Genomic DNA, 20,684 nt, shown 5'->3' on the forward strand with positions numbered 1-20,684 from the left:
AAGGGGGGAATACAGTGAAGCTGGCCATCCGTTCAAGCGCAACAGCTTGGAGAGAACGTGCAAGGCGATTCAGCCTGCTTAATTGGAGTAAGCATTGGAGCTGGGTGACTGTTCGAACGATACTCGTGATCGGTTTTTGCTTTGTGATTTTATATCCGCTGTTTTTCAAACTATCGGTGTCGTTTAAGGATCGTGTGGATTTGTATGATACGACCGTACTTTGGATCCCGAAAAACTTCACATTGGATACGCTAAAAATTGCCTTTGAGGCGCTCCGCTATCCGAAGACATTCATGAGCTCATTTACGATTGCGGGAGTTTCGACTCTCCTGCAAGTGATTTCCTGTTCTCTGGCGGCATTTGGATTTGCACGATTGCGCTTTAAAGGGAGTAAGATTTTATTCGGGGGCGTTATCTTTACTATTATCGTGCCTGTGCAAACGATTATGATTACAACTTATCTCAATTATCGTTACTTCGATGTATTCGGTCTTATCCAGTTGTTCACCGGACAGAAGGGGATTAATCTTCTAGACAGCTATTGGCCATTTATTCTTCAATCTGCTACCGGTATGGGAATAAAGAGCGGTTTGTTTATCTTCATTTTTCTCCAGTTTTTCCGAGGCATTCCTATGGAGCTGGAGGAGGTTTCTTACATTGATGGATGTACCGTTTTTCAATCGTTTTACCGCATCATGCTGCCTAATGCCATTCCATCGATCGTTACAGTTGTCCTATTCTCGTTCGTGTGGCAGTGGAATGACAATTATTTCGTCTCTCTATTCCTGACATCAACAGATGTATTATCGACCAAGTTGCCTGTCATGTGGGCTTCCTTCTCTATGACGGACCCACTCTATGCCTATATGGTTAAAAACGCGGGCGAGCTGCTGTTTATTGCACCGATCGTACTTTTGTATATGTTTGCACAGCGCTATTTCGTAGAAAGCGTAGAGCGCAGCGGATTGATTGGGTAAATGATTTTGGTAGGTTAAATCAGCCTATCAGGTAAGCCATTTTGTGTACAATGAATAGCTCTTAGAACTTATACATCGTTCTAGGGGCTATTTTCGTTAAAAGGTTCTAATGATAACTGGATTACTGAAGTCTATAACAGTAGTCAAAAATTGCCGGGGAAGCACTATATGAGTTTACACAAAAGATTGATCGCGAATTTTCTCCCACGATTTATCTTAGGGCAGTACTCCTCAATGAACCAGATGAGATCTTTTTCTGGCCGTGGCGGAAAACGTTTGGTGTCAGCGGCCTGCGATTGAGCGGCTGATGCGGCGGCAGCGGTGCGATCCGGGTCCAGATTCCACAAGTCATCATAAGAGGAGGAAGGGATGTTCCACTCTGAGCGCTCGCTGTCCTTTTGTACCATTTCGATATAACGTTTTTTTCTAATTGATAGGGCTTTATTAGCCTCGGATCGACATGTGAAGAAAACGGAGGTTAATTCCCTCTAATTGACTTTCAAAAAGACAACCGAGTAGTAAGTTTGAAAACTATTGATCCTAGTGGATATTCTTTCAGTAGCTTAAAATCAACTTTAGGAGGATATTTAGATGAGTTAAGGGATATTTTAATGAAAAATGAAAATAGGTTTCTTGACATTAGAATAGCTAAAGGTTCCATGACTGATGAAGTTTTTATTAATTTAATAGATGCATTAGAGTCCAGAGCTAAAGGAATTCAATTTAATGTGGAGGTATTCTAGTGGAAATTAATAATGACAAAAAAGTAATGTTCAAAGTCTATTATCCTCAAGGTGAAAATACAAAAGAAAACATTGGAATTTGGATGAATGATATATTACTTTTTAATCCAACTTCTTACACTGGGTCAAAAACTACAAATTATAAACATGAAAAAATTACAAAGAACTCTTCGTTGATCGAGTATATCTTAAAAGAGAATTTACTTGATAGAGATTCGAATACTTTTACATTAATGGATGATGAGGATAATTTTTTTTTCATTTAGTAATGAAAATAAAATTTGTTCACTTCATGTAGAAATTCAAAAAAATCTATTTGATTCAAATGAATTGAAAATAATTTGCCAGGCCATTCTGATTATATAAATGGGATCTGGTTTGGCGCAGCGTGGCTGATGTGGTTTGGGAAAGCATATATGCAGCTTTTCCAAAAAGATATCTTCGATAATTTCAAAGATGCTCATGAGATAGAAATTATGGAAAACGGAACATTAATTATAAAGTTGTTTTCAGATATGTGGAGTTACAATGAGAGCATGAGTAAAGAGAGAATGAGATTATTTAGAGAAAATATAGCTCTTTATGAAGTAGTGGATTCCTTGAAAAAAAGCTGAAAAATCTTAATAGATCACAATTCTTTTATTTAAGAATTTATTATTTTTTCTTTGTTTCTGACTTATCAACAGTGGGAAGCATTTGAGATGGAAGCTGCAGCAGAAAACAGCAAACGTTGCCCCTTCATGTGGAAAGGGGCGAAGTAATGCTTATTTTCATTAATCTTGGCTCCGATTGCAAATACAGCTTCCATAATTGGATGCGATCACCAGTTTTGATTTTCTCGAACCCATGATTTTATGGGTTTTCGTATTTTAGTTTAAGCTAAAAGTATTGTGTATTGAGACATAAGGGGTAATACCTATATATTTATTGAGCAAATCAAACTGCAGATAAACATAGTTTAAACAAAGGTGACCCTTCTTTGATTGTTAGAAGAAATTTATCATAAAGAAATGCGATTAATGTCATTTTGCTCACTTTTTTACTTTTTCTTACCCGCATTGGATGTGCCTCGCAGAAAGATTCCAACCAATTCTTTTGCCAATTCCCTATTGGATGCGTATTTTAGAAGGGTGTCTTTTCGGTTTCCCAGCAGCATCATCGCGGAGAAGGTTTGTGCCAGAAGCATGGGATCGTTGACTCTAAGCACATGGTTGTCCATTGCCGCTTGAAAATGATCTGCTAATAACTGGTAGATACTATGCTCGGATTGTCTTATTTCCTGTAGTTGTTCCTCATTTAAAAAGGGCTCAGCCTCTCTCAGCATCGTTTCGATTTCGGCATGGGGATTGGTTAACCGCGCTTCGGCTACTGTAACCAATCCCTCTTCGAGGTGATCGGCCTCCTGTAGAATACGAGATATATGCCTATGTACTTGATTTAAGACGGTCGTAACTGCCACTTTAAATAATTCTGGTTTGCTAATGAAATGATAATAAATAGCAGGTTTGGACACTTGGCATTCTTCGGCGATTTGCAGCAGCGATACAGACTCGTATCCGTACTCCATAAAACGTTTGGATGCAGTCTTAATAATCATTTCTTGTATGGAAGGATCATCTTTTGCATGCTTAGGTCTACCTGGCGCGCGTTGCGATTGTTTTTTTATCATAACTACCTCCATGAATATTTTATGACAATTCATCATTTTAATCAAAAGCGTCTTGATAATTTACCTACCGGTAAATATAATTTAATGAGATCAAAGTATCTCCTCCATGGAAATTGTCATGGTTGCATCAAGAACAGGCAGGTGAAAAATACTGGCAACGATTACTCGGTTGAAATGGCTTAGTTACGCAACAACGCTGTTTATGTTTTTCGCGACGTTTGGAGGTGGTATCGTCACCAGAACAGAGTCCGGTCTGGGATGCGGCACGGAATGGCCACTGTGTCACGGGGAATTTGTTCCGGCTCATACACTTGCTTCCGTCATCGAATACACACATAGGCTGGTGAGTACGACTGCAGGCATTTTGGCAGTGGCTACACTGCTAACTTTTTTAGTGTATTTGAAGCAGCGAAAAGATTTGCAATTTTTTGCAGCGTTAACACTGGTTTTTGTGATCATTCAAGGCGCAATGGGTGCATTAGCAGTCGTATTTTCACAATCGCCCCCCGTGATGGCGCTCCATTTAGGATTCGCTTTTATCGCTTTAGCGAGTTCTTTAATGACAAGTCTTGGCTCGAGGCAAGAACAGAAGGCGCGCGGACTTGTAAAATTCGAGCAGATGCCAAGGACAAGCAAGGCATTTCGCAATTTTGTATGGTGCTTGACCGTATATTCTTATTTGGTGGTCTATACCGGCGCATTTGTAAGTCATACCGATTCGGCAGGTTCCTGTACCGGATTGTTTTGCAAAGGCAGTCGGCTGCCGGAAGTGGCTGGAGGGATAACAATCGAGTTGACTCACCGGATCGCCGGTATTCTGCTGGTTTTGCTGGTTGTCATGTTGTGGTTTTGGATTTGCAAAAATTACAAGAGCAATTGGGAATTGACGATGCAAGCCCAGTTTGCTTTTGGTCTCATTTTGTTCCAAGTTCTTACTGGCGTAGGCATGCTGTATACGCTTAGCCGCCCGGAAGTGTACATGTTCGTTGTTCTAGCCCATATGACCACTATTGCTGTATTATTTGGCATGCTTGCCTACATGAGCTATCTGACATGGAGGCTTTCCAAGCCCGCAACAATTGAAAAATAATGAAAGTTATTCAAAGGAGAGTTGCTCAGTGACAAAGACAAAACGAAAACGCATATGGCTGCGCATCCTGCTCGCGGGCTTCGTCATCATCGCGCTTGTTGCTGCCGGATCAATTCTGTATCTAAAATCTCAAACATACGCACCAAGCAATAAAGCGGAGTCGGCATTGCAAAGCAACAGCGAGGTAAATGTAACAGAGGGGAAAGACGGGTATACATTCGAGCCTGCAGATGGAAGCATCATGCAGCCCAACATTATTTTTTATCCTGGCGGATTAGTTGAGCCGGGCAGCTATTCGCCGTTTGCAAGCGAGCTTGCTAAGCTAGGTCATCGTGTATACATTGCAAAGATGCCGCTTAATCTGGCTATTTTTGGGCAAAACAAAGCCGATTCCTTCGTGAAGGAGCATTTGGGCGAATCCTTTGTCATCGGAGGACACTCGCTAGGGGGCGCGTTTGCGGCTAGATATGCTTCAGAGCACAGCGATCAACTGGCAGGTATCTACTTCTTAGCATCGTATGCCGATGAGAGCGGAAACCTTGCCGATACCGACCTTGCCGCGCTGCAAATTACAGGTACGTCTGACGGGGTTCTTAATCTTGAAGTATGGGAAAGCTCAAAAGCCAATCTTCCCGAGTTAACGGAATATGTTTCGATCAATGGGGGGAATCACGGACAATTCGGATCTTATGGCCTGCAAAAGGGAGATAGTGATCCTCAAATCGGAGAAGATGACCAGTTGGAGAAGGTTGTTGATGCCATGAAGAATTGGATGGAGCAATTTATAAATAAATAGCACAATTTAAAGTATATGTGCAATAACGGCATGAAGGCAGCCATCATCGATCGGCTGCCTTTATATCATTTAACGTCAATGTTTTTATACGACAGATTGTCAAGCTAAGTGCGACACCTCTTCCATGAAAGCTTCATGAGCCGACATCCATCCGAGATATTTTCGGGGGCGGTTGTTAATCAAACGAATAGCATCCGCGGGTTGGCTATTTATATTTTTCAAAATCCCTGTAATTGCTCTCGGCTTTTCGCTGATGAGCCGAGGATTGAAATGTTGACCATTCTTTTGGTACCGAAATAAGAGAGAACCCGTTATAAATAGCACGATGAAGTATATCCCGTACAATTGTATGATCAAAAACTCTAGCATTAGATCTTTGAGATGCCCATTCGGAAATAGCAAGCCTTGAATGACCATCGAGATAACTATTATAAATTTCACGAATGAGAGTAACTTCTTCAGGAATTATTATTAGTTGCTGCGTTGGTTTATCCCATGAGTATCCAAAAGGTATCCTCTCACCAGGCCATAAACCAGATTTAGTACGAACTCTTCTTCCTGAAGTAGTCCGTTCAATTATCATATCTCGTTCTAACTAGGAAAATACTGCTACATACCAATCATCGCTGTATCGAGAGCATAATGGTCGTTGAGATTTTTTTTTTATATTCTGTATTAAGGGAGACCCCTCTGGCCGAATAAGAGAAAACCCGATCCAATGAGATCGGGTTTTCAGTAACATTTTTAAACATGTAACTATTCAAAACAGAATTAAGAAGCACTATCCTCGTAACTCAAACAAACTTCCGACTCGTCTTCTTCCCATCACAGCTGAACACAATCTTCTTATCCTCAACAAACGTCTCCAGATGAACGTTCTTGCCCCAAAGCTGAACGACATGAGGCAGTGTGCGTTCTACATATTTGAGATCCAACTCCATACCCTCATACTCGTGGATTAAATAAAGCTCACCCACACGATTGAAATCTCCATCCTTAACCATCAAACTAGGAAACCCGCCGTTTACTTTCGAATAAACAAGCTGATCGCGAATTTTCTCCCACGACTTATCGGTAATTTTCCATTCAGGTCCTTTTTTCTCGAAAATGTATAGATCTAGATCATTAACCAGATCCTTCGTTAGATAGTTGCGGATGAACGAAATATCTGAATCGAGCTCGCGTACCTCGAACATTTTTTCTCTGCTCTTGCCGGGGACGCGTCCGAAGCGTGCTTGTTCTTCCTTCGTTGGATTATCGAAACGGCGTTCGATATCCTCGAATATTTTTAAGCCTAAATAATAGGGATTCAAGGTGTGCCGGGATGGCTGCACGACAGAGGAGTTTAGCTTAGCGAACTCAATCGTTTCATCGCTAGTCAGATCAAGCTCGCGAATAATTCGCTGATGCCAGTAGGAAGCCCAGCCTTCGTTCATAATCTTGGTCTCAATTTGCGGCCAGAAATAGAGCATCTCATCGCGAAGCATAGATAGAATGTCGCGCTGCCAATCCTCAAGAGTAGGGGAGTACTCCTCAATGAACCAGACGAGATCTTTTTCTGGCCGTGGCGGAAACCGTTTGGCGTCAGCGGCCTGTGATTGAGCGGCTGATGCGGCGGCAGCGGTTCGATCCGGATCTAGATTCCACAAGTCATCATAAGAGGAGGAAGGGATATTCCACTCCGAGCGCTCGCTGTCCTTTTGCACCATTTCGATATAACGTTTCTTATCTAATTGATAGGGCTTTATTAGCGTCGGATCGACATGCTCTTGAATGGCAAGTATTGCATCGATAAACTTCTCGACCGCCTCCGTGCCATGATCCATTTCATATTGATGAATGCGATCTGCTGTAGCAGACATGCTCTCAACCATATTGCGATTGGTTACACCAAAGCGAGCGTTGTTTTTGAAAAAATCACAGTGAGCAAGCACATGGGCGACGATGAGTTTGTTTTGAATTAGAGAATTGCCCTCTAGAAGAAACGCATAGCAGGGGTTGGAGTTAATGACGAGCTCGTAGATTTTGCTTAAGCCGAAGTCGTATTGGAGCTTCATTTTGTTGAACGTTTTATCAAATAACAATAAATATGAAAAAATATAATCATTAATAAGTGATGGTATTCACCCCTAACGAGAATTTGATCATGGTCATCTGAACAAGAATCGAACATTAACAATGATAATAGGATTATGCTGAGCTTAAGAACGTGGCTTTTTATAAGAGGGATTGATGCTTGAGTCTTTTTTTTTTATTTATCTTTCTTACATCAAATGGAGATGTAATTCGGAGTGAACATGAGTTGGGCGTATCATCCTATTAACTAGGGGTATAACGTAATTGAGAATAACTTAACGAATAAAGTAACGAACACCAGGACGTTAATAATCATGTGAAATTATTTCAATATAAAAAAAGACAGGTCGTTTTAACGATCTGTCTTAAATTTTTTATTCGATTAATTTAAAATTTATCCACGCGAAGTGTGTAAAGTCGCTATTTTATCGAATAGCCCAGCATCACGATAGTATTATCCTCTATTTCAAACATCCACGCGAATATTTTATTCCGATATATTTTTCACTTCATATAGTAAATCTTTTTTAACTAATGTAATTTTACTTTTATTATTTTGATTGTTAATTTAGTGTACACTCCTACAAGAATCAATTACCGTGGATAATGTCAATGTCTTTCTAATGATAAATATCGCTTGAGGGAAGGGGGGGATAGATTTTCAGAGAAGCACTCATATAGTGAGAAAAGTCTTTATATAAAGGGTGGCGCCCCTCGCTTCCATACCCACCAAGGAAAAACCGACCTCGTGAGGTCGGGTTTTTGTATTTTTTATCTTTGTTAAGGCAAATTTTTGTTGAACTAACGGGCAGGTTAACGGAATAGTTTCGTAGATGGAACATTGACTCCCTCCCTTGGAAAGGGGGCATGAATGAGCTACAAAGTAAATCTGCGCATAGGTGAGTGTGTGTGTGATAAGCCCTTAAAACCGGGGGATGGGGAACGATGGTTCAAAGCCTCCCATAAGAGCAAACTATACATTCGACTGCTCACGTGAGATGTTTATTATGATTTTAAGTGAACTATGGCAAGCGAATGAGTCTTAAAAACGGATACAGGTAAAATAGCGAAATTATAAAAGTTGTGCATCATTAACCAGTAAGATTTTGAATATGGAAAAATCAGGATCTCGAATAACTTTCCCAATATGGCAGCTGCAATAAAAGAATGATAAGCTTTGACTGTCCAAAGAATTAAACATTTGAACGGAAGTGAGGGGTGACAATATGCAGTTAGGAACTGTGTCAAATCTAGCCGGTGAATTCAAAAAAAATCAAAAAGTCTTGATTGCGATCGGTGATGAAACCCGGCAAGCCATTCTCATTACCTTGATACAAGGACAGCAGCACCCAGGAATGCGTGTAGGGGAGATTAGAGAAAAAACACACCTTTCTCGCCCCGCTGTATCTCATCATCTAAAGATTTTGAAGGAAGCTGAAATCATAAGTGTTCTTAAAGAAGGTACTATTAATTACTATAGGCTAGACATGCAAAGCAAGCTTAAAATATTAAAAAAATTGGTACAGGAAATCGAGAACGCTCTTATACAATGCAAAGAATATCCTTAATTAGGGGGGGAATAATTGAATAAGATTATTAAGGCAGTTAATGGAGTCCCAATTCCTCAATTAGGTTTTGGTGTATATAAAATTGCTAAGGGAGAACCCTTTGATAGCGCGATTGGCGAAGCGATCGAAGCCGGTTATCGCCATTTTGACACCGCAAAAATCTATGGGAACGAAGAAGCCTTGGGGCGTGAAATACTCAAATCCGGAATTCCTCGCGAACAATTTTTCATAACCTCTAAAGTATGGACAACGGATCTTGGGTATCGGGCAACGAAAAAAGCTTTTGAACAAACTTGCAAGAAGTTGAACGTTACATATCTCGACATGTATTTAATTCATTTTGCCGGGCCTCATTATACAGAAGCATGGAAGGCTATAGAGGAGCTTTACTTAGATCAGAAGATTAAAGTAATCGGTGTTGCGAATTTCGAAATTTTTCATCTAGAAAACCTCATGAAGCACAGTACAATTCCACCGATGATCAATCAAATCGAGACCCATCCTGAATTTCCGCAGAACGAATTGCACGAGTATATGATTAAGCATCAAATCTTGCATGAGGCTTGGGGACCCCTTGGACAAGGAAACAAGAAACTCCTGAAGCATCCGACGCTTATTGATATAGCTCACAATCATAAAAAATCAGTAGGCCAAATAATTCTGCGATGGCATCTACAACGTGATGTTATCGTGATTCCTAAGTCCTCTAATCCAAAAAGGATTAGGGATAATAGTGAGATATTCGATTTCAAGTTGAGCGATGAAGAAATGGAGAGAATTCATCGTTTGGGAACAGGGTCAAGATATTCGGTAAGCCCGACTGGGTATATGGTGAACCCAATATACGTTAAACTTATGAAACTGTTTGTGTGAAGGTTCATTTTGAATGATGAGATTGTCTACATTTTCTAAGGTTAGGAACGAATTTGAGAGGAATACAGCTGCCCTTAGCTATGGTAGACGCTTATCAGCCCCTGTTCCCGAACTTTCACCGATATAACGCCCATGTTGACTTACAGACACAATGGCAGAAGATTAATAAAGTAGAGAACAGCAAAAACATTTGTCGGAAATTATCGATCGTAGTCTACAGCAGATCTTGTTAAACGGGAATGGTAGGAAAACCAGACGGTTCCATAATACTTAGTGAAATCTATACTGGGGAATCCCCTATTCAAGTAGATGAAGATGTAGCAAAATTACTGATCGGTAAGGGAGTTGAGAAAATCTTAGCTGAAACATCGTTAAGCTAAAGGGATACGTAAGTTCAATGAAACAGCGACAGTCTAGGACTTTATTTTCTCATCCTTGGCTGTCGCTGTTTCAATTTCTGAGGCCAGTCTAAAACTTACTTTATGATGTCTGACGTTATTACAATCGTGAATCCGCGTGGAATAAAGATACCCAGTCTAATACTTTATTTTCTATCGACAACGGGCCGTCATACGCGTTCTCTTCCCTCCTTCTAATTTCCCATGTATCATTTGTTCCCCTTTTGCAGAAATTTCAGTTTGAGGTTCACCAGTGCAATGCCTGCGATAATTAGAACGAGTCCCGCTACCAGTTTGGAAGTGATCGTTTCACCCAAGAAAAGGACACTGGTCACGATCGCAATGAGAGGGACTAGAAAATTAAATGAACCGACTTTGCCAGCTTCACCCGATCCGACAAGCAGAAAGAATACGAGCCAGGTCAAGGCTGTACAGAAAATCGAAATAATCGACAAAGACGAAAGGAATGACAGATTCCAAACGATATCCATCCAGCTTTCAACGGTAGAACCCGCAACCAACAATACGATTCCACCAAAGATCATCTGAACAGTGACCAACCAAATGGCATCGACCTTTGTCGCGGTTTTCTTTATATAGATGGTACCGAACGTCCAAGTGATCGTGCTGGCTAAACCGAGCAGGATGCCGACGGTCGAAATACTACCGGAGCCTCCGCTTACGCTGACGACAGCGACTCCAAGAAAGCCGAGAATCAAACCGACCATTTTCAAACTGGTCATGGATTCGCCCAGCCACAACCAAGCGCCGACGCCGAGTAGAACAGGCTGCAAGAAAACGATCGTCGAAAACAGTCCGGCTGGCATAGCTTTCAGTCCGAAAGTTTGAAAGACGAAAAAGAGAATAATATTCAGCAATGCGGAGATTAGGTAGACGCGCCAAGTATGCTTCAGATTAAGCTTCTTGTAGCGGGGTAAAGCGAAAGGAAGTAATATGAGACCCCCAATAAATATTCTCAAGCCGGCGAAAAGCAATGGCGGAGCGAATTCGAGCGCATATTTGGAAAGCGGCCAGTTCACCCCCCACATTGTAACTAGAAACGTTAAATATACAATAGTACGTGTTCGCGAAAGTTGCATCATGTTCTTCAGCTCCTGTTGTGGATTTGTATTTACCATGATACAATTCCTCCTAAGATAAATGAAATGAGTGTTTTCTATAGAGGTGATATCAAAACTGTTATGACACATTCTCAACTGATGTTATTCGTGAAAATCGCAGAGACCGGCAATTTCACAAAAGCAGGGGAGCAATTGAATATGACACAGCCTGCGGTAAGCCGAGCCATCTCCACGCTTGAATCGGAATTGGGGGTCATCCTCATGATTCGGGATAAAAAGAAAGGGATCATTCTCACCGATATTGGGAAGCGCCTAATTGTCATATTCAGAGAGATTTTGCACGGCTACAATAAGGTGGAGCAGGAGGTAACGGCCGAGAAAGGGTTTGAAGTCGGCACCGTTCGTATTGGGACGTTCCCGATTGTGTCCGCACACTTCTTGCCGAAAATATTAAAGGTGATCGGGGAGAAGCACCCCGGGCTGACGTTCGAACTGTACGAAGGAACTATTGACGAGATTAAAGAATGGCTGTCTTCTAGAATAATCGATGTCGGCTGGATTATTCCACCGAACGGTGATTTGGAAGGGATACCGTTCTTTAAAGACGAGTTGTGTCTGCTCCTTCGGGACGATCATCCATTGCAAAGTCGGCCAGAAATCCATATCACCGATCTGGACAATGAACCTATGATTGTATGCAAAGGCGGGTTTGTTACGCCGATTTATGAGCTATTTCAGCAATTCGGAATCGTTTTGCGCGTCAAATATGACGGCCACAACATAACCACGGCATTGAGCATGATTCAAGAAGGGCTGGGCGTCGCGATCGTATCGACAACTTCGTTGTCGTTATCGGTGCTACCGCCTAATGTCCGCGTCCGGACAATTAAACCGCAGCCGTTCAGAGAGATCCAATTGGCGGTTCCGTCTCTGAAGGAGGCTCCTCACGGGGTGAAGCTGTTCCTGCAAACCGCAAGGGAGCTTTATTTATCCGGCGACCAGAACCGCTAATGTGCAAATTTTGCATAGAGTATTAGCGTATCTCACAAAACTAACGGGAAACATAGTTCAATAAAAACACGGAAGCAGTTGACCACAATGATCGGCTGCTTCATTACGTTAACGGTCAGAATAGTTCCAATAAGTGGTAGTATATAGATAACGAGAAGGACGATTCAACATTAGGTTCTTTGTTCGACAGAATAGTAAGCTTAAATTAAATCGTGAAAGAAGCGGAGGAATATCATGCAAATTATGTTCCGTTACAATTGGTTGGTCAGGGAAGAATGGTACCGGTGGTGTGAGGATGTACCGGAGGAGGAGCTGCTTCGTATTCGTACAGGTGGAGTCGGAGGGATTTTGCATACTCTTTTTCACATTATCGATGTGGAGTGGAGTTGGATTCGTTCCCTGCAGGGAAAATCAGATTTTCAAGAAAGTTTTGAAAGTTACAGTAGTTTGGAGAAAGTCCGCAACCTGGATGCAGCGTTCCAGCGTGAAGTGCAACCGTTTGTACATTCCTGGGACGTAGGTATGGAGACTCGCCCATTTTACGATTCCCAACCGGACGGGAAAATGGCCGTCGATGCGTGGGGTGAAGTAATGCGTCACATAATCGCACATGAAATCCACCATATTGGCCAACTATCGGTCTGGGCGAGAGAAGTTGGCAAAAAGCCTGTGTCAGCAAATGTTATTGGCAAAGATCTCATCAAACCCCAGTTGTTACGCTAACGGGACACGTTAGCTCAATAACAACTTCTAAAGGCAGCTGGTCAAAATGACGGCTGCCTTCATTCAACTAACGGGCAGTTATGCGAAATAAAATAGATATTATAATGTTTCCTTAGAAAGAGGGAATTCGGCATATGGATATATCAAAGAAAAACAAAATAGTATATGTTTTAATCGCAGTCATTTTGATTACAATGATTGTTATTTATTTTTCAAACAGTTCAAATGTACTTTATGGAAATGATAAAGAATCCATACAAGAAGTGATTAAGTCTATTGAGGGTTATGAAGATGAATCAGTTGAGATTTTGGAGATTAAAGATATTAATGATGCAAGGATAGTTGGCTTCTTATCAAATAATAATCCAGCATATATTCAATTTTCTAAAAACCAAAAAGGTAATTATGAATGGAGAAATATTGAAAAACAAGCAGGTCAATCATTTACTACATTCTTAATTCACAAATCGAAAGATGAATCCAGCAATTTGAAATTTATGATTGTGACTAATCAGGATAATAATATTGCAAAAATGGAATTAGAGGTAGTAAATAAACAGTTAATTGAACAAGAGTTTAGTGTAAATCAAAAGTCTGTTACATGGATTGATATACCTAAGGATAGTTCCCTTGTATTTAAATATAAATATTATGATAAGGACGGTAATCTTCTTAGTGCTATTTAATTACAAAGGCTGCCTTTCTTGAACTAACGGGTACGATAGTTCAACAAATAAGGAGCAGTTTGCTTTGAAAATAGTTCAATCGGTTTTAAGAGTACACATAACCCTGTTATATGACAATGATCAACAATAAAATGTTTAGTGTCATTAGTTATGCGATTTACATCGTAATGAAGCTCCTGTTCAGGTGTATTTACGTTATTTGCCGCTGATACAGAAATTGAGTTGAACATCATTAAACAGCTGATAAAGCCAATTAATAAAAGACTTTTCATTTGATTACCTCGCTCTGTTTTTGATTTTAATACAATTATATATTTTGTAGTAAAACTTAAATTTATACTCAATATTAATTGTCATTGAAATCAAGTTACAATTCATTCAAATGGCAAGGCGCCATACGCGGTGGAAGCGTGATCTTTCAACCACAGTATTGCCAGTGTGTGGCTGTTTACATTATTGTTACACTCACTATTATGCGATCATTATTATATTTGTAGACGCCTTCCTGGTCAGAATCCATAATCTTGGCAAGGATGAGATATTGATATTTTGACATTTTCGTTAATCCATATAATGCTTACATAGTTAAAATGTTTTTCAAAACTATTAGATAACGAAAAGTTATCAATTATAAAAATAAAACCCTGCATATGAGCATACAGGATTTTATTCTTTTGCATGTAAGTTGTCTGAAGCGCTGGTACAATTTAATGCAGCATTAGGGAGTGAAGTATTATTTATTGTAACTATCTAAGAAATATTAAATCAAAAACAATCTAAATTGCATAGCACCTAATACCTACTAACGAGTTAATCTTTTCGGTGTGATCCGTCTTTGTTATCTTCTGCAGCTTCCCCCGTCTTATTGCCAAACGCTGCGCCTACGATACCGCCAACAACAGTTCCAACAGGACCAAAAGCAGAACCTACGACAGCGCCTAAAGCACCACCACCCGCGGTTCCTACAGCTTTTCCTATGTCAGCACCATCCTGATTGGTATTATTTCGGTCAAAATCATCATTTCGATTGAGTTCTTAGCTTTTAGTCAACTAATTTCACTCCTTCGTTTTAATGAAAGCTGCTACATATGTACCGTAACATAATGAATAACATGTCCTAACTAGTCTGAAAGGATTCGTAAATATAATGTTTAAATAGATATATTAGGGGATTGAGACATATTTATTTTGTAACCTAGAAGTAATTGCAATCTAGAAAAAGTTAAAAAACTATACATCAATAATCGCCACAATATTTGAAGTTTCTAACTTCGGTTAAAATTCTATTCTCTTCTCTTGACTTTCTTGCTTAGGAGTCCTTCTTTTACTTTAGAAAACGCGAGTTGATTAACTAGCTTTACTAAAGATTCCAGATAATTTCCGGTTGTACATTCTTCTTTTTAAGTATTATCTTTTTAACTATTTTGCGCAGCATCATTTTCATCTCATCGATCTCTAAGTAATCCCATAGAGATTTTAACGATTACAACCAATTTTGCAATGAAAAAATCGTGACTTTAATTCCCTTTTTATCTGCTGAGGGCTTGAATTATTTTCGAACCGAGATACGAGAATTAAGCGAGCAAATGGAAGGCGAGCGTGCGCGGAAAAGGAAGCTAAATGACATAATTATTGAATAGGGGATAGGTGTGAAAAAAACAGAAGTAGTTATTCTTCTGTACAAGAGCATGAAGTACAGCTTTTGGTCAAAAAAATTGAACCTTAGCTGTTCATGAAGAGGAAAACCACAATCATTTTTTCAATTAACCCAAACCATTTTGTATTGTTCGTTTTCCTTTTGATAGAAAAGGCAGCCGATCGTTATGATCGGCTGCCTCTTTGTCATAATTGAGCTATCGTGTCGCTTGGGAACAATGATTCTTTTGATTTCCTGTAATAACTTATCCCCTGACGTTTCGGTATTTCTTTGAAAGTAGGCGTCGAGTAGGTTTTTTCCTTTATTATAAGCGTTCATTAATTTTAATCAACATTTTCTTTAAGATTTGCTTTTCCTCCTCGGTAAGGACTTGAACGATTTCTTCCTCCACCTTTTGGAATGAGTCTTGAAAGTCTTCAATCAGTTCAATCGCTTTTGGCAATACATATATATTTTTTTGTCGTTCATTATTAGCCGGAATTTTGCGCTCGATGAACCCTTTTTGCTCTAGACCTTGAAGCATGCTTGTAATGCTGGCACCACGTAGATGAAAGCGATCGGCAAGGTCCCTTTGAATAATATGATTATTTTGGTTCTGGTAAATGTAATCGATTAATTTTCCTTGTTGAGCGTTTAACCCCTGCTCTTTAATACTCTCGTCCGCTCTTTTCTTTAACTTAAGACCGATAATCTGAAACAAATCCAGATAAGGCGTATCCTTTTTGGATTGCATGATCGTCCCCCCTGCGATTGTTAGGAACCTAACTGTAAGCAACTAAACTATACAGCGATCCTATTGGCTTGTCAAACAAACATTAGTTTGTTGACAGTTAGATAACTAACAGTTATACTCCGAATTGTTAGACAGAAAACACTTAGGAGGAATTCAAATGGAGAATCTAACACAAAATGCTGCATTAGAACAAGTTACGGCGATTACAAATATACGAATTTTTGATGGAGATCAAATGATTGCGCCCAGACATGTTGTCATTAAAGGGGAGTCCATTATTTCAGTGGGCGGAGACCTTCCGGCCGATGCAACGATTATCGATGGAGAAAATGCGACTCTAATGCCTGGTCTGATTGATTCACATGTCCACACCTCAATTGGCGGATTACGAGATGCCTTAAAATTCGGCGTGACAACAGAACTCGAAATGAACGGCGATTTTACTAAAAGAGGGCGCGAGATTCAGTTGAAAAATGTGAATGACATCGCAGATGTCCGTTCTGCTGGCACAGCGATTACCGCTCCGGGCGGACACCCAGATGAATTACTGCCGGATGGAGATGAAATACCGGAATTCGTATTAAAGGAACTAGAGAAGTTATCGGAGGAAGACCGGGAAGCGATGTTAGCTGCATACGCTCACGATCACGAAGAAATACCGCAAGTAACGACGGTGGAAGAAGCGATTAAACATGTGAATACCCAAGTCGAGAATGGAGCCGACTATATTAAGATCATGATTGAAGAAGGAACGGTCATGGGTGTACCTGGCCTACCTGTATTGAGCGAAGAGATACTAAAAACAGCCGTGACAGAAGCCCACAAGTTCGATAAGCTGGTCATCGCCCATGTCTTGACTGCTCATTCATCGCAAGAAGCCATCGATTTTGGAGTCGACGGTTTGGGCCACTTGTTTATCGACAGACCCGAGTACACGCCCGAGTTAGTCAAATCCATTGCGGATTCAGGCGCTTTTGTTACACCGTGCTTGGTGTTAAATTCATCTATTATTGGAAATCCGGCATCGGAATTGGCGAATGATCCGCGTGTTCATTCCAAATTAAGTCCGGATTGGATCAATATTTTGAACTCAAGCTTCAATACGTTTCCGCAAGGCAATATGGAGAACAGTTTTAAGAATGTGATGGACCTTCACCATGCCGGAGTTGATATTCTAGTAGGGACGGATGTCGCGCCTGTTCCCGTTCCTAATCTTGGCGGCCTTGCTCATGGAGCCAGCGTCCATCATGAAATGCAATTGCTGGTGAAGGCAGGGTTCACACCGATAGAAGCGCTTCAGTCGGCAACAGCGAAACCGGCCCGTTGCTTTGGCCTTATCGATCGCGGCCGTATTGCCGAAGGTGCGCGCGCTGACCTTATACTAGTAACCGGTGATCCGACAACCAACATCTCGGATACCTTGTCGATCAAATCTGTGTGGTTCAAAGGTGTGCAACAACTATGTTAACCAGAGTCGATATCCCCGTAAAATGTCGTTAGAGGGATTTCATACGCCATTAACGAACCAGAGGATGCCAGTGTAAACGAAATAATTATCCGACCGCCCCTACAAACCATATAATACATTCACCGCCCTCGACATGCTAAGCGAATGAAGAGGGCGGTTATTTCCGGTCTGCGTGGCCTATGTAGTTCTCATCAACTAAGGAATCCTAACGAGGAACAGATCGTTCAATCATTATAGAATTGGAAGAAGGATGAGCATAATTTATAAGGTGACTAGAACTAGTAAATATTTTGAGGTGGCTGAAGGATATAAGCATAGGGTAGTAACGGAGCTATTCAGTAAGGTCAGAGAAAAAGAGATTTAATATGTTCCTAAAAAATCGGAGGTTTACATGACTAAAAATAACGAGGCTTTTAATACAATTGAGAAGGACTTCCTCGCAAATAGAATTAAAATCGACAAGGTTGGTTTTTATGATGACCCTAACTATTTACAGAATGTCAGAGTGAAATTACCAATAATAGCAGAACTATTGAACAAAGAGTGTTAGTTAGGGACGGTCGTCTTGGGGCTTGTATTGATATTTCATCGACTCTTTCTCGCATTTTAGAGGAGGAAAGGATATGTAATTATATGGTACTTGGTTCATTGAGCATTGAATTTCCAGAAGAATCAAAAATTCAACGAAAGCATTTTTGGTCTGTAGATGTTCATGATAATATGCGTGCTGGGCATGGTTGGTTATTTGTTCCACCATATTATGTAGTAGACCTAACAATAAAGCAGCAAGGTACAAGCAAGGCGAGGAAAAATATCTTCCTAGCATTAATAATGGGAAGTTGAAACCCACAGCATTCATCACGATAGAAAAATTTATCAAGAACCAGGCATTACAAAAAAAATTCATCATATATAGTTGATATCCGTTCGGATTTGATAAGGAGGATATCATGCAACCTATGTTACCTAAGGAAAAATATTTTGGACAGTTTGAACTGGTGCATGCTTTTTATGGGGCTATGCCTACAGGTGTCAGCGTTTCCGAATCCGGCCGTATTTTTGTTTGCTTTCCGAAATGGGGAGACGACGTTAAATTTACTGTGGCGGAAATTGTTGAGGGTGAAATGCAGCCTTATCCCAGTTTAGAAGTAAATTCGGTTAATACTGGTAATATTATTATGTCTTTCGTTAGTGTCCAAAGTATCTTTGCTGATGGGAGAGGAATACTTTGGGTACTAGATACAGGGGCACCAAATTTTTCTGAACCTATCCAAGGGGGAGCAAAATTAGTTGCTGTTGATTTAAGCACGAATACAATAAGAAGAGTATATACCTTTACAGAAAATGTTGTCTTGCCAACAACTTATCTGAATGATGTCCGTTTGGATTTTCGTGTTGGAAGAGCAGGCTATGCATATATAACGGATTCTTCTTCCAGAGGGCCAGGAGCTATTATCGTCGTAGATTTAGAAAATGGGAACGCGTTTAGACGGTTAAATGGGGCAATATCAACTTCACCTGATCCCTATTTTTTACCGAAAGTAGAAGGTGAAATTTTGATGAATCGAAACCCGGACGGCTCGACTTCCCCATTTAGATTGGCTTCCGATAGTTTAGCGATTTCTCCTGATGGAAAGGTTTTATTTTATGCTCCGCTAACCAGCCGTCAACTGTTCTCAATCTCAACAGAAGCCCTAAGAGATAGAAGGATACAGGACATGAATTTATCCCAATATGTTCAGTATTGGGGGGAAAAAGGTGCGTCTGATGGAATGATCACCGGCGCAAACGGCACCGTTTATGCGGGAGACTATGAAAACAACAGTATCCGAAAGATATTGCCGAATGGTACAATGGAAACCATCGCACATGACCCGAGAATTTTATGGCCTGATACTTTTTCGATTGGCCCCGATCAATACTTATATGTCATTGTGAATCAATTACATCGGCAGGCGAGATTTCATTATGGAAGAGACCTGCGGGAAAAACCATATAGTTTACTTCGTATGAGAATTGATGAATTCCCTGCTCCTACCTTTTCATAATAATTATAAACGAAGGTAGATATCCCTCATCAGGAGCTGCCTATTTTGTCAGTTAATATTATATTTTTGTAAAATTGTATTGATTCCGCAACTGCCCTATTATAAAGAGGCTGTTGTTAGACCTTGAAATTGATTCTTGGCTGGCCGAGCTGATCCCAAAATAAATCCCCTATTCCGCTTATGGAGTAGGGGATCTTTAATTCTAACCAGGAGCGAACAACGTATGACACAAGCTAATCAACAACTTGTGTTCTTCTCGGCAAACCACTACGAAAAGAAAGTTCCCGCGAAACGGGTTAGTATTTTCAACCTCAAGTTGGTCCGCGAGTCCACCATCCTCTTTACCTCAGTATATGTAGCCAAATCCTACGGCACTTTCTTGAGGATGCCGATCAGGAGCACTTCTTTGTGATCTGCCTAGACAGTATCCGCCCTTATTGTATTGTTGGATTTTTGACACGGAGAACATTTTATTCTCTGAAGTCTCCGGCTATGGAAGAAATACGGTGTCAGGACGGAATGTTCATTAGGAGATATACTCCTTAAAGAAAAACTATACTTACTTTAGGAGGTCATTTCAATATGCGGAAAAAATCCCTGAATAAAGAACCCGGTCATGTAGACCAGGTTTGTTGATGCTTTCATAATAATTATCTGAGCATGTCAGCTTTACTTCGCATTATTTTGCACTCTAGGTTTTCCTTGATCGTTCGGGTCGTTAGATCGTGACGGGCTATTCTTTGGGTTGTTTTTATCTGGTTTGGATTTAGTACTCATTTTATAGTTCACCTCCTGTGTTATCCCTATAGTATTTCTCCAAACCGTTATCCTTATTAGAGTAATGTTGTATCCGTAATACCAGGCGCTGCGGTGGCCTTCAAATTTCATTAAACTAACGGCAATAATGTTCAAAATAACGCGAAATAAAGAAAATCGAGATAACAGTCCATCAAAGAACGACCCCAAAGATGCACTTGTCATCGCAGATTCAGTAAGTCGGGGCTTCTACTATGAGTACACGCGACAATCGCTTGTGTTTCAACGCTTACGGACCATAATGAGTGACCGAGAATTCTGGGTCGCGAA

General features: G+C 40.5%; 20 protein-coding genes and 3 pseudogenes. 15 read left to right on the plus strand and 8 right to left on the minus strand.

The features are described 5' to 3' along the window. The first annotated feature begins 14 nt into the window (after positions 1–14). Positions 15–977, plus strand: coding sequence for a carbohydrate ABC transporter permease (locus ACIFSR_RS23725; RefSeq protein WP_339204175.1), 963 nt, complete (start codon positions 15–17; stop codon positions 975–977). A 164-nt stretch (positions 978–1,141) separates the two neighbouring features. On the opposite strand, the gene ACIFSR_RS23730 is transcribed toward ACIFSR_RS23725, so the two are convergent. After that, the gene (locus tag ACIFSR_RS23730; RefSeq protein WP_430060344.1) at positions 1,142–1,384 is read right to left on the minus strand and encodes a SpoVR family protein; all 243 of its coding nucleotides are present in this window, start codon (positions 1,382–1,384) and stop codon (positions 1,142–1,144) included. A gap of 117 nt (positions 1,385–1,501) precedes the next feature. Here ACIFSR_RS23730 and ACIFSR_RS23735 point away from each other — a divergent pair, with 117 nt between their 5' ends. The 3 genes from ACIFSR_RS23735 (at position 1,502) to ACIFSR_RS23745 (ending at position 2,334) form a co-directional block, all read left to right on the plus strand. Further along, positions 1,502–1,720 carry a hypothetical protein gene (locus ACIFSR_RS23735; RefSeq protein WP_430060347.1) on the plus strand — a complete coding sequence of 73 codons (219 nt, stop codon included), beginning with the start codon at positions 1,502–1,504 and terminating at the stop codon, positions 1,718–1,720. Continuing rightward, positions 1,720–1,986, plus strand: coding sequence for a hypothetical protein (locus tag ACIFSR_RS23740; protein ID WP_430060350.1), 267 nt, complete (start codon positions 1,720–1,722; stop codon positions 1,984–1,986). The genes ACIFSR_RS23735 and ACIFSR_RS23740 overlap by 1 nt, the downstream gene beginning before the upstream one ends. Before the next feature lie 129 nt (positions 1,987–2,115). After that, a complete protein-coding gene (locus ACIFSR_RS23745; RefSeq protein WP_430060353.1) occupies positions 2,116–2,334 on the plus strand; it encodes a hypothetical protein in 219 nt (72 codons plus the stop codon). A gap of 425 nt (positions 2,335–2,759) precedes the next feature. Here the strand turns inward: ACIFSR_RS23745 and ACIFSR_RS23750 are convergent, their stop codons facing one another. Beyond that, complete coding sequence (locus ACIFSR_RS23750) at positions 2,760–3,389, minus strand: TetR/AcrR family transcriptional regulator (RefSeq protein WP_339204161.1); 630 nt, start codon at positions 3,387–3,389, stop codon at positions 2,760–2,762. Positions 3,390–3,558: 169 nt separating this feature from the next. Here ACIFSR_RS23750 and ACIFSR_RS23755 point away from each other — a divergent pair, with 169 nt between their 5' ends. Both ACIFSR_RS23755 and ACIFSR_RS23760 read left to right on the plus strand, forming a co-directional pair. Next, complete coding sequence (locus ACIFSR_RS23755) at positions 3,559–4,479, plus strand: COX15/CtaA family protein (protein ID WP_430060356.1); 921 nt, start codon at positions 3,559–3,561, stop codon at positions 4,477–4,479. 28 nt (positions 4,480–4,507) lie between these two features. Then, positions 4,508–5,275, plus strand: a complete 768-nt coding sequence (locus ACIFSR_RS23760; RefSeq protein WP_430060359.1) for an alpha/beta hydrolase — start codon at positions 4,508–4,510, stop codon at positions 5,273–5,275. A 99-nt stretch (positions 5,276–5,374) separates the two neighbouring features. On the opposite strand, the pseudogene ACIFSR_RS23765 reads toward ACIFSR_RS23760, so the two are convergent. From ACIFSR_RS23765 to ACIFSR_RS23775, 3 genes and pseudogenes are all read right to left on the minus strand, one after another. Then, positions 5,375–5,473, minus strand: a pseudogene (locus tag ACIFSR_RS23765) (IS30 family transposase); the annotation flags it as partial. A gap of 7 nt (positions 5,474–5,480) precedes the next feature. After that, positions 5,481–5,858 (minus strand): recombinase family protein, encoded by a 378-nt coding sequence (locus ACIFSR_RS23770; protein WP_430060362.1) that lies wholly within the window; start codon positions 5,856–5,858, stop codon positions 5,481–5,483. A gap of 211 nt (positions 5,859–6,069) precedes the next feature. Further along, positions 6,070–7,353: pseudogene (locus tag ACIFSR_RS23775) on the minus strand (SpoVR family protein); the annotation flags it as partial. A 1,224-nt stretch (positions 7,354–8,577) separates the two neighbouring features. Here ACIFSR_RS23775 and ACIFSR_RS23780 point away from each other — a divergent pair. Beyond that, positions 8,578–8,919 carry an ArsR/SmtB family transcription factor gene (locus tag ACIFSR_RS23780; RefSeq protein WP_339204157.1) on the plus strand — a complete coding sequence of 114 codons (342 nt, stop codon included), beginning with the start codon at positions 8,578–8,580 and terminating at the stop codon, positions 8,917–8,919. Between the two features lie 15 nt (positions 8,920–8,934). Next, positions 8,935–9,792, plus strand: a complete 858-nt coding sequence (locus ACIFSR_RS23785; RefSeq protein WP_339204155.1) for an aldo/keto reductase — start codon at positions 8,935–8,937, stop codon at positions 9,790–9,792. 607 nt (positions 9,793–10,399) lie between these two features. On the opposite strand, the gene ACIFSR_RS23790 is transcribed toward ACIFSR_RS23785, so the two are convergent. Next, positions 10,400–11,293 carry a DMT family transporter gene (locus ACIFSR_RS23790; RefSeq protein WP_339209714.1) on the minus strand — a complete coding sequence of 298 codons (894 nt, stop codon included), beginning with the start codon at positions 11,291–11,293 and terminating at the stop codon, positions 10,400–10,402. A 99-nt stretch (positions 11,294–11,392) separates the two neighbouring features. Here ACIFSR_RS23790 and ACIFSR_RS23795 point away from each other — a divergent pair, with 99 nt between their 5' ends. From ACIFSR_RS23795 to ACIFSR_RS23805, 3 genes are all read left to right on the plus strand, one after another. Continuing rightward, the gene (locus ACIFSR_RS23795) at positions 11,393–12,283 is read left to right on the plus strand and encodes a LysR family transcriptional regulator (protein ID WP_339204154.1); all 891 of its coding nucleotides are present in this window, start codon (positions 11,393–11,395) and stop codon (positions 12,281–12,283) included. 234 nt (positions 12,284–12,517) lie between these two features. Further along, complete coding sequence (locus ACIFSR_RS23800; protein WP_430060366.1) at positions 12,518–13,006, plus strand: DinB family protein; 489 nt, start codon at positions 12,518–12,520, stop codon at positions 13,004–13,006. Positions 13,007–13,140: 134 nt separating this feature from the next. Next, positions 13,141–13,692: a hypothetical protein gene (locus ACIFSR_RS23805; protein WP_430060369.1), complete on the plus strand. Its 552-nt coding sequence runs from the start codon at positions 13,141–13,143 to the stop codon at positions 13,690–13,692. An 810-nt stretch (positions 13,693–14,502) separates the two neighbouring features. On the opposite strand, the gene ACIFSR_RS23810 is transcribed toward ACIFSR_RS23805, so the two are convergent. Both ACIFSR_RS23810 and ACIFSR_RS23815 read right to left on the minus strand, forming a co-directional pair. Next, entirely contained in the window at positions 14,503–14,670 is a 168-nt protein-coding gene (locus ACIFSR_RS23810) for a glycine zipper domain-containing protein (RefSeq protein ID WP_430060472.1), read from the minus strand. 983 nt (positions 14,671–15,653) lie between these two features. Next, entirely contained in the window at positions 15,654–16,082 is a 429-nt protein-coding gene (locus ACIFSR_RS23815) for a MarR family winged helix-turn-helix transcriptional regulator (RefSeq protein WP_339204151.1), read from the minus strand. A gap of 157 nt (positions 16,083–16,239) precedes the next feature. Here ACIFSR_RS23815 and ACIFSR_RS23820 point away from each other — a divergent pair, with 157 nt between their 5' ends. The 4 genes and pseudogenes from ACIFSR_RS23820 to ACIFSR_RS23835 all read left to right on the plus strand — a co-directional run. Next, positions 16,240–17,550 (plus strand): amidohydrolase family protein, encoded by a 1,311-nt coding sequence (locus ACIFSR_RS23820; RefSeq protein ID WP_339204150.1) that lies wholly within the window; start codon positions 16,240–16,242, stop codon positions 17,548–17,550. A gap of 633 nt (positions 17,551–18,183) precedes the next feature. Next, positions 18,184–18,393, plus strand: coding sequence for a hypothetical protein (locus ACIFSR_RS23825; protein WP_430060373.1), 210 nt, complete (start codon positions 18,184–18,186; stop codon positions 18,391–18,393). A 107-nt stretch (positions 18,394–18,500) separates the two neighbouring features. Beyond that, positions 18,501–19,598, plus strand: a complete 1,098-nt coding sequence (locus ACIFSR_RS23830) for an L-dopachrome tautomerase-related protein (RefSeq protein WP_430060376.1) — start codon at positions 18,501–18,503, stop codon at positions 19,596–19,598. Between the two features lie 904 nt (positions 19,599–20,502). Further along, positions 20,503–20,676: pseudogene (locus ACIFSR_RS23835) on the plus strand (IS110 family transposase); the annotation flags it as partial. Positions 20,677–20,684: the final 8 nt, after the last annotated feature.

The organism is Paenibacillus sp. NRS-1760, assembly GCF_050467785.1.
Classification (GTDB): domain Bacteria; phylum Bacillota; class Bacilli; order Paenibacillales; family Paenibacillaceae; genus Pristimantibacillus.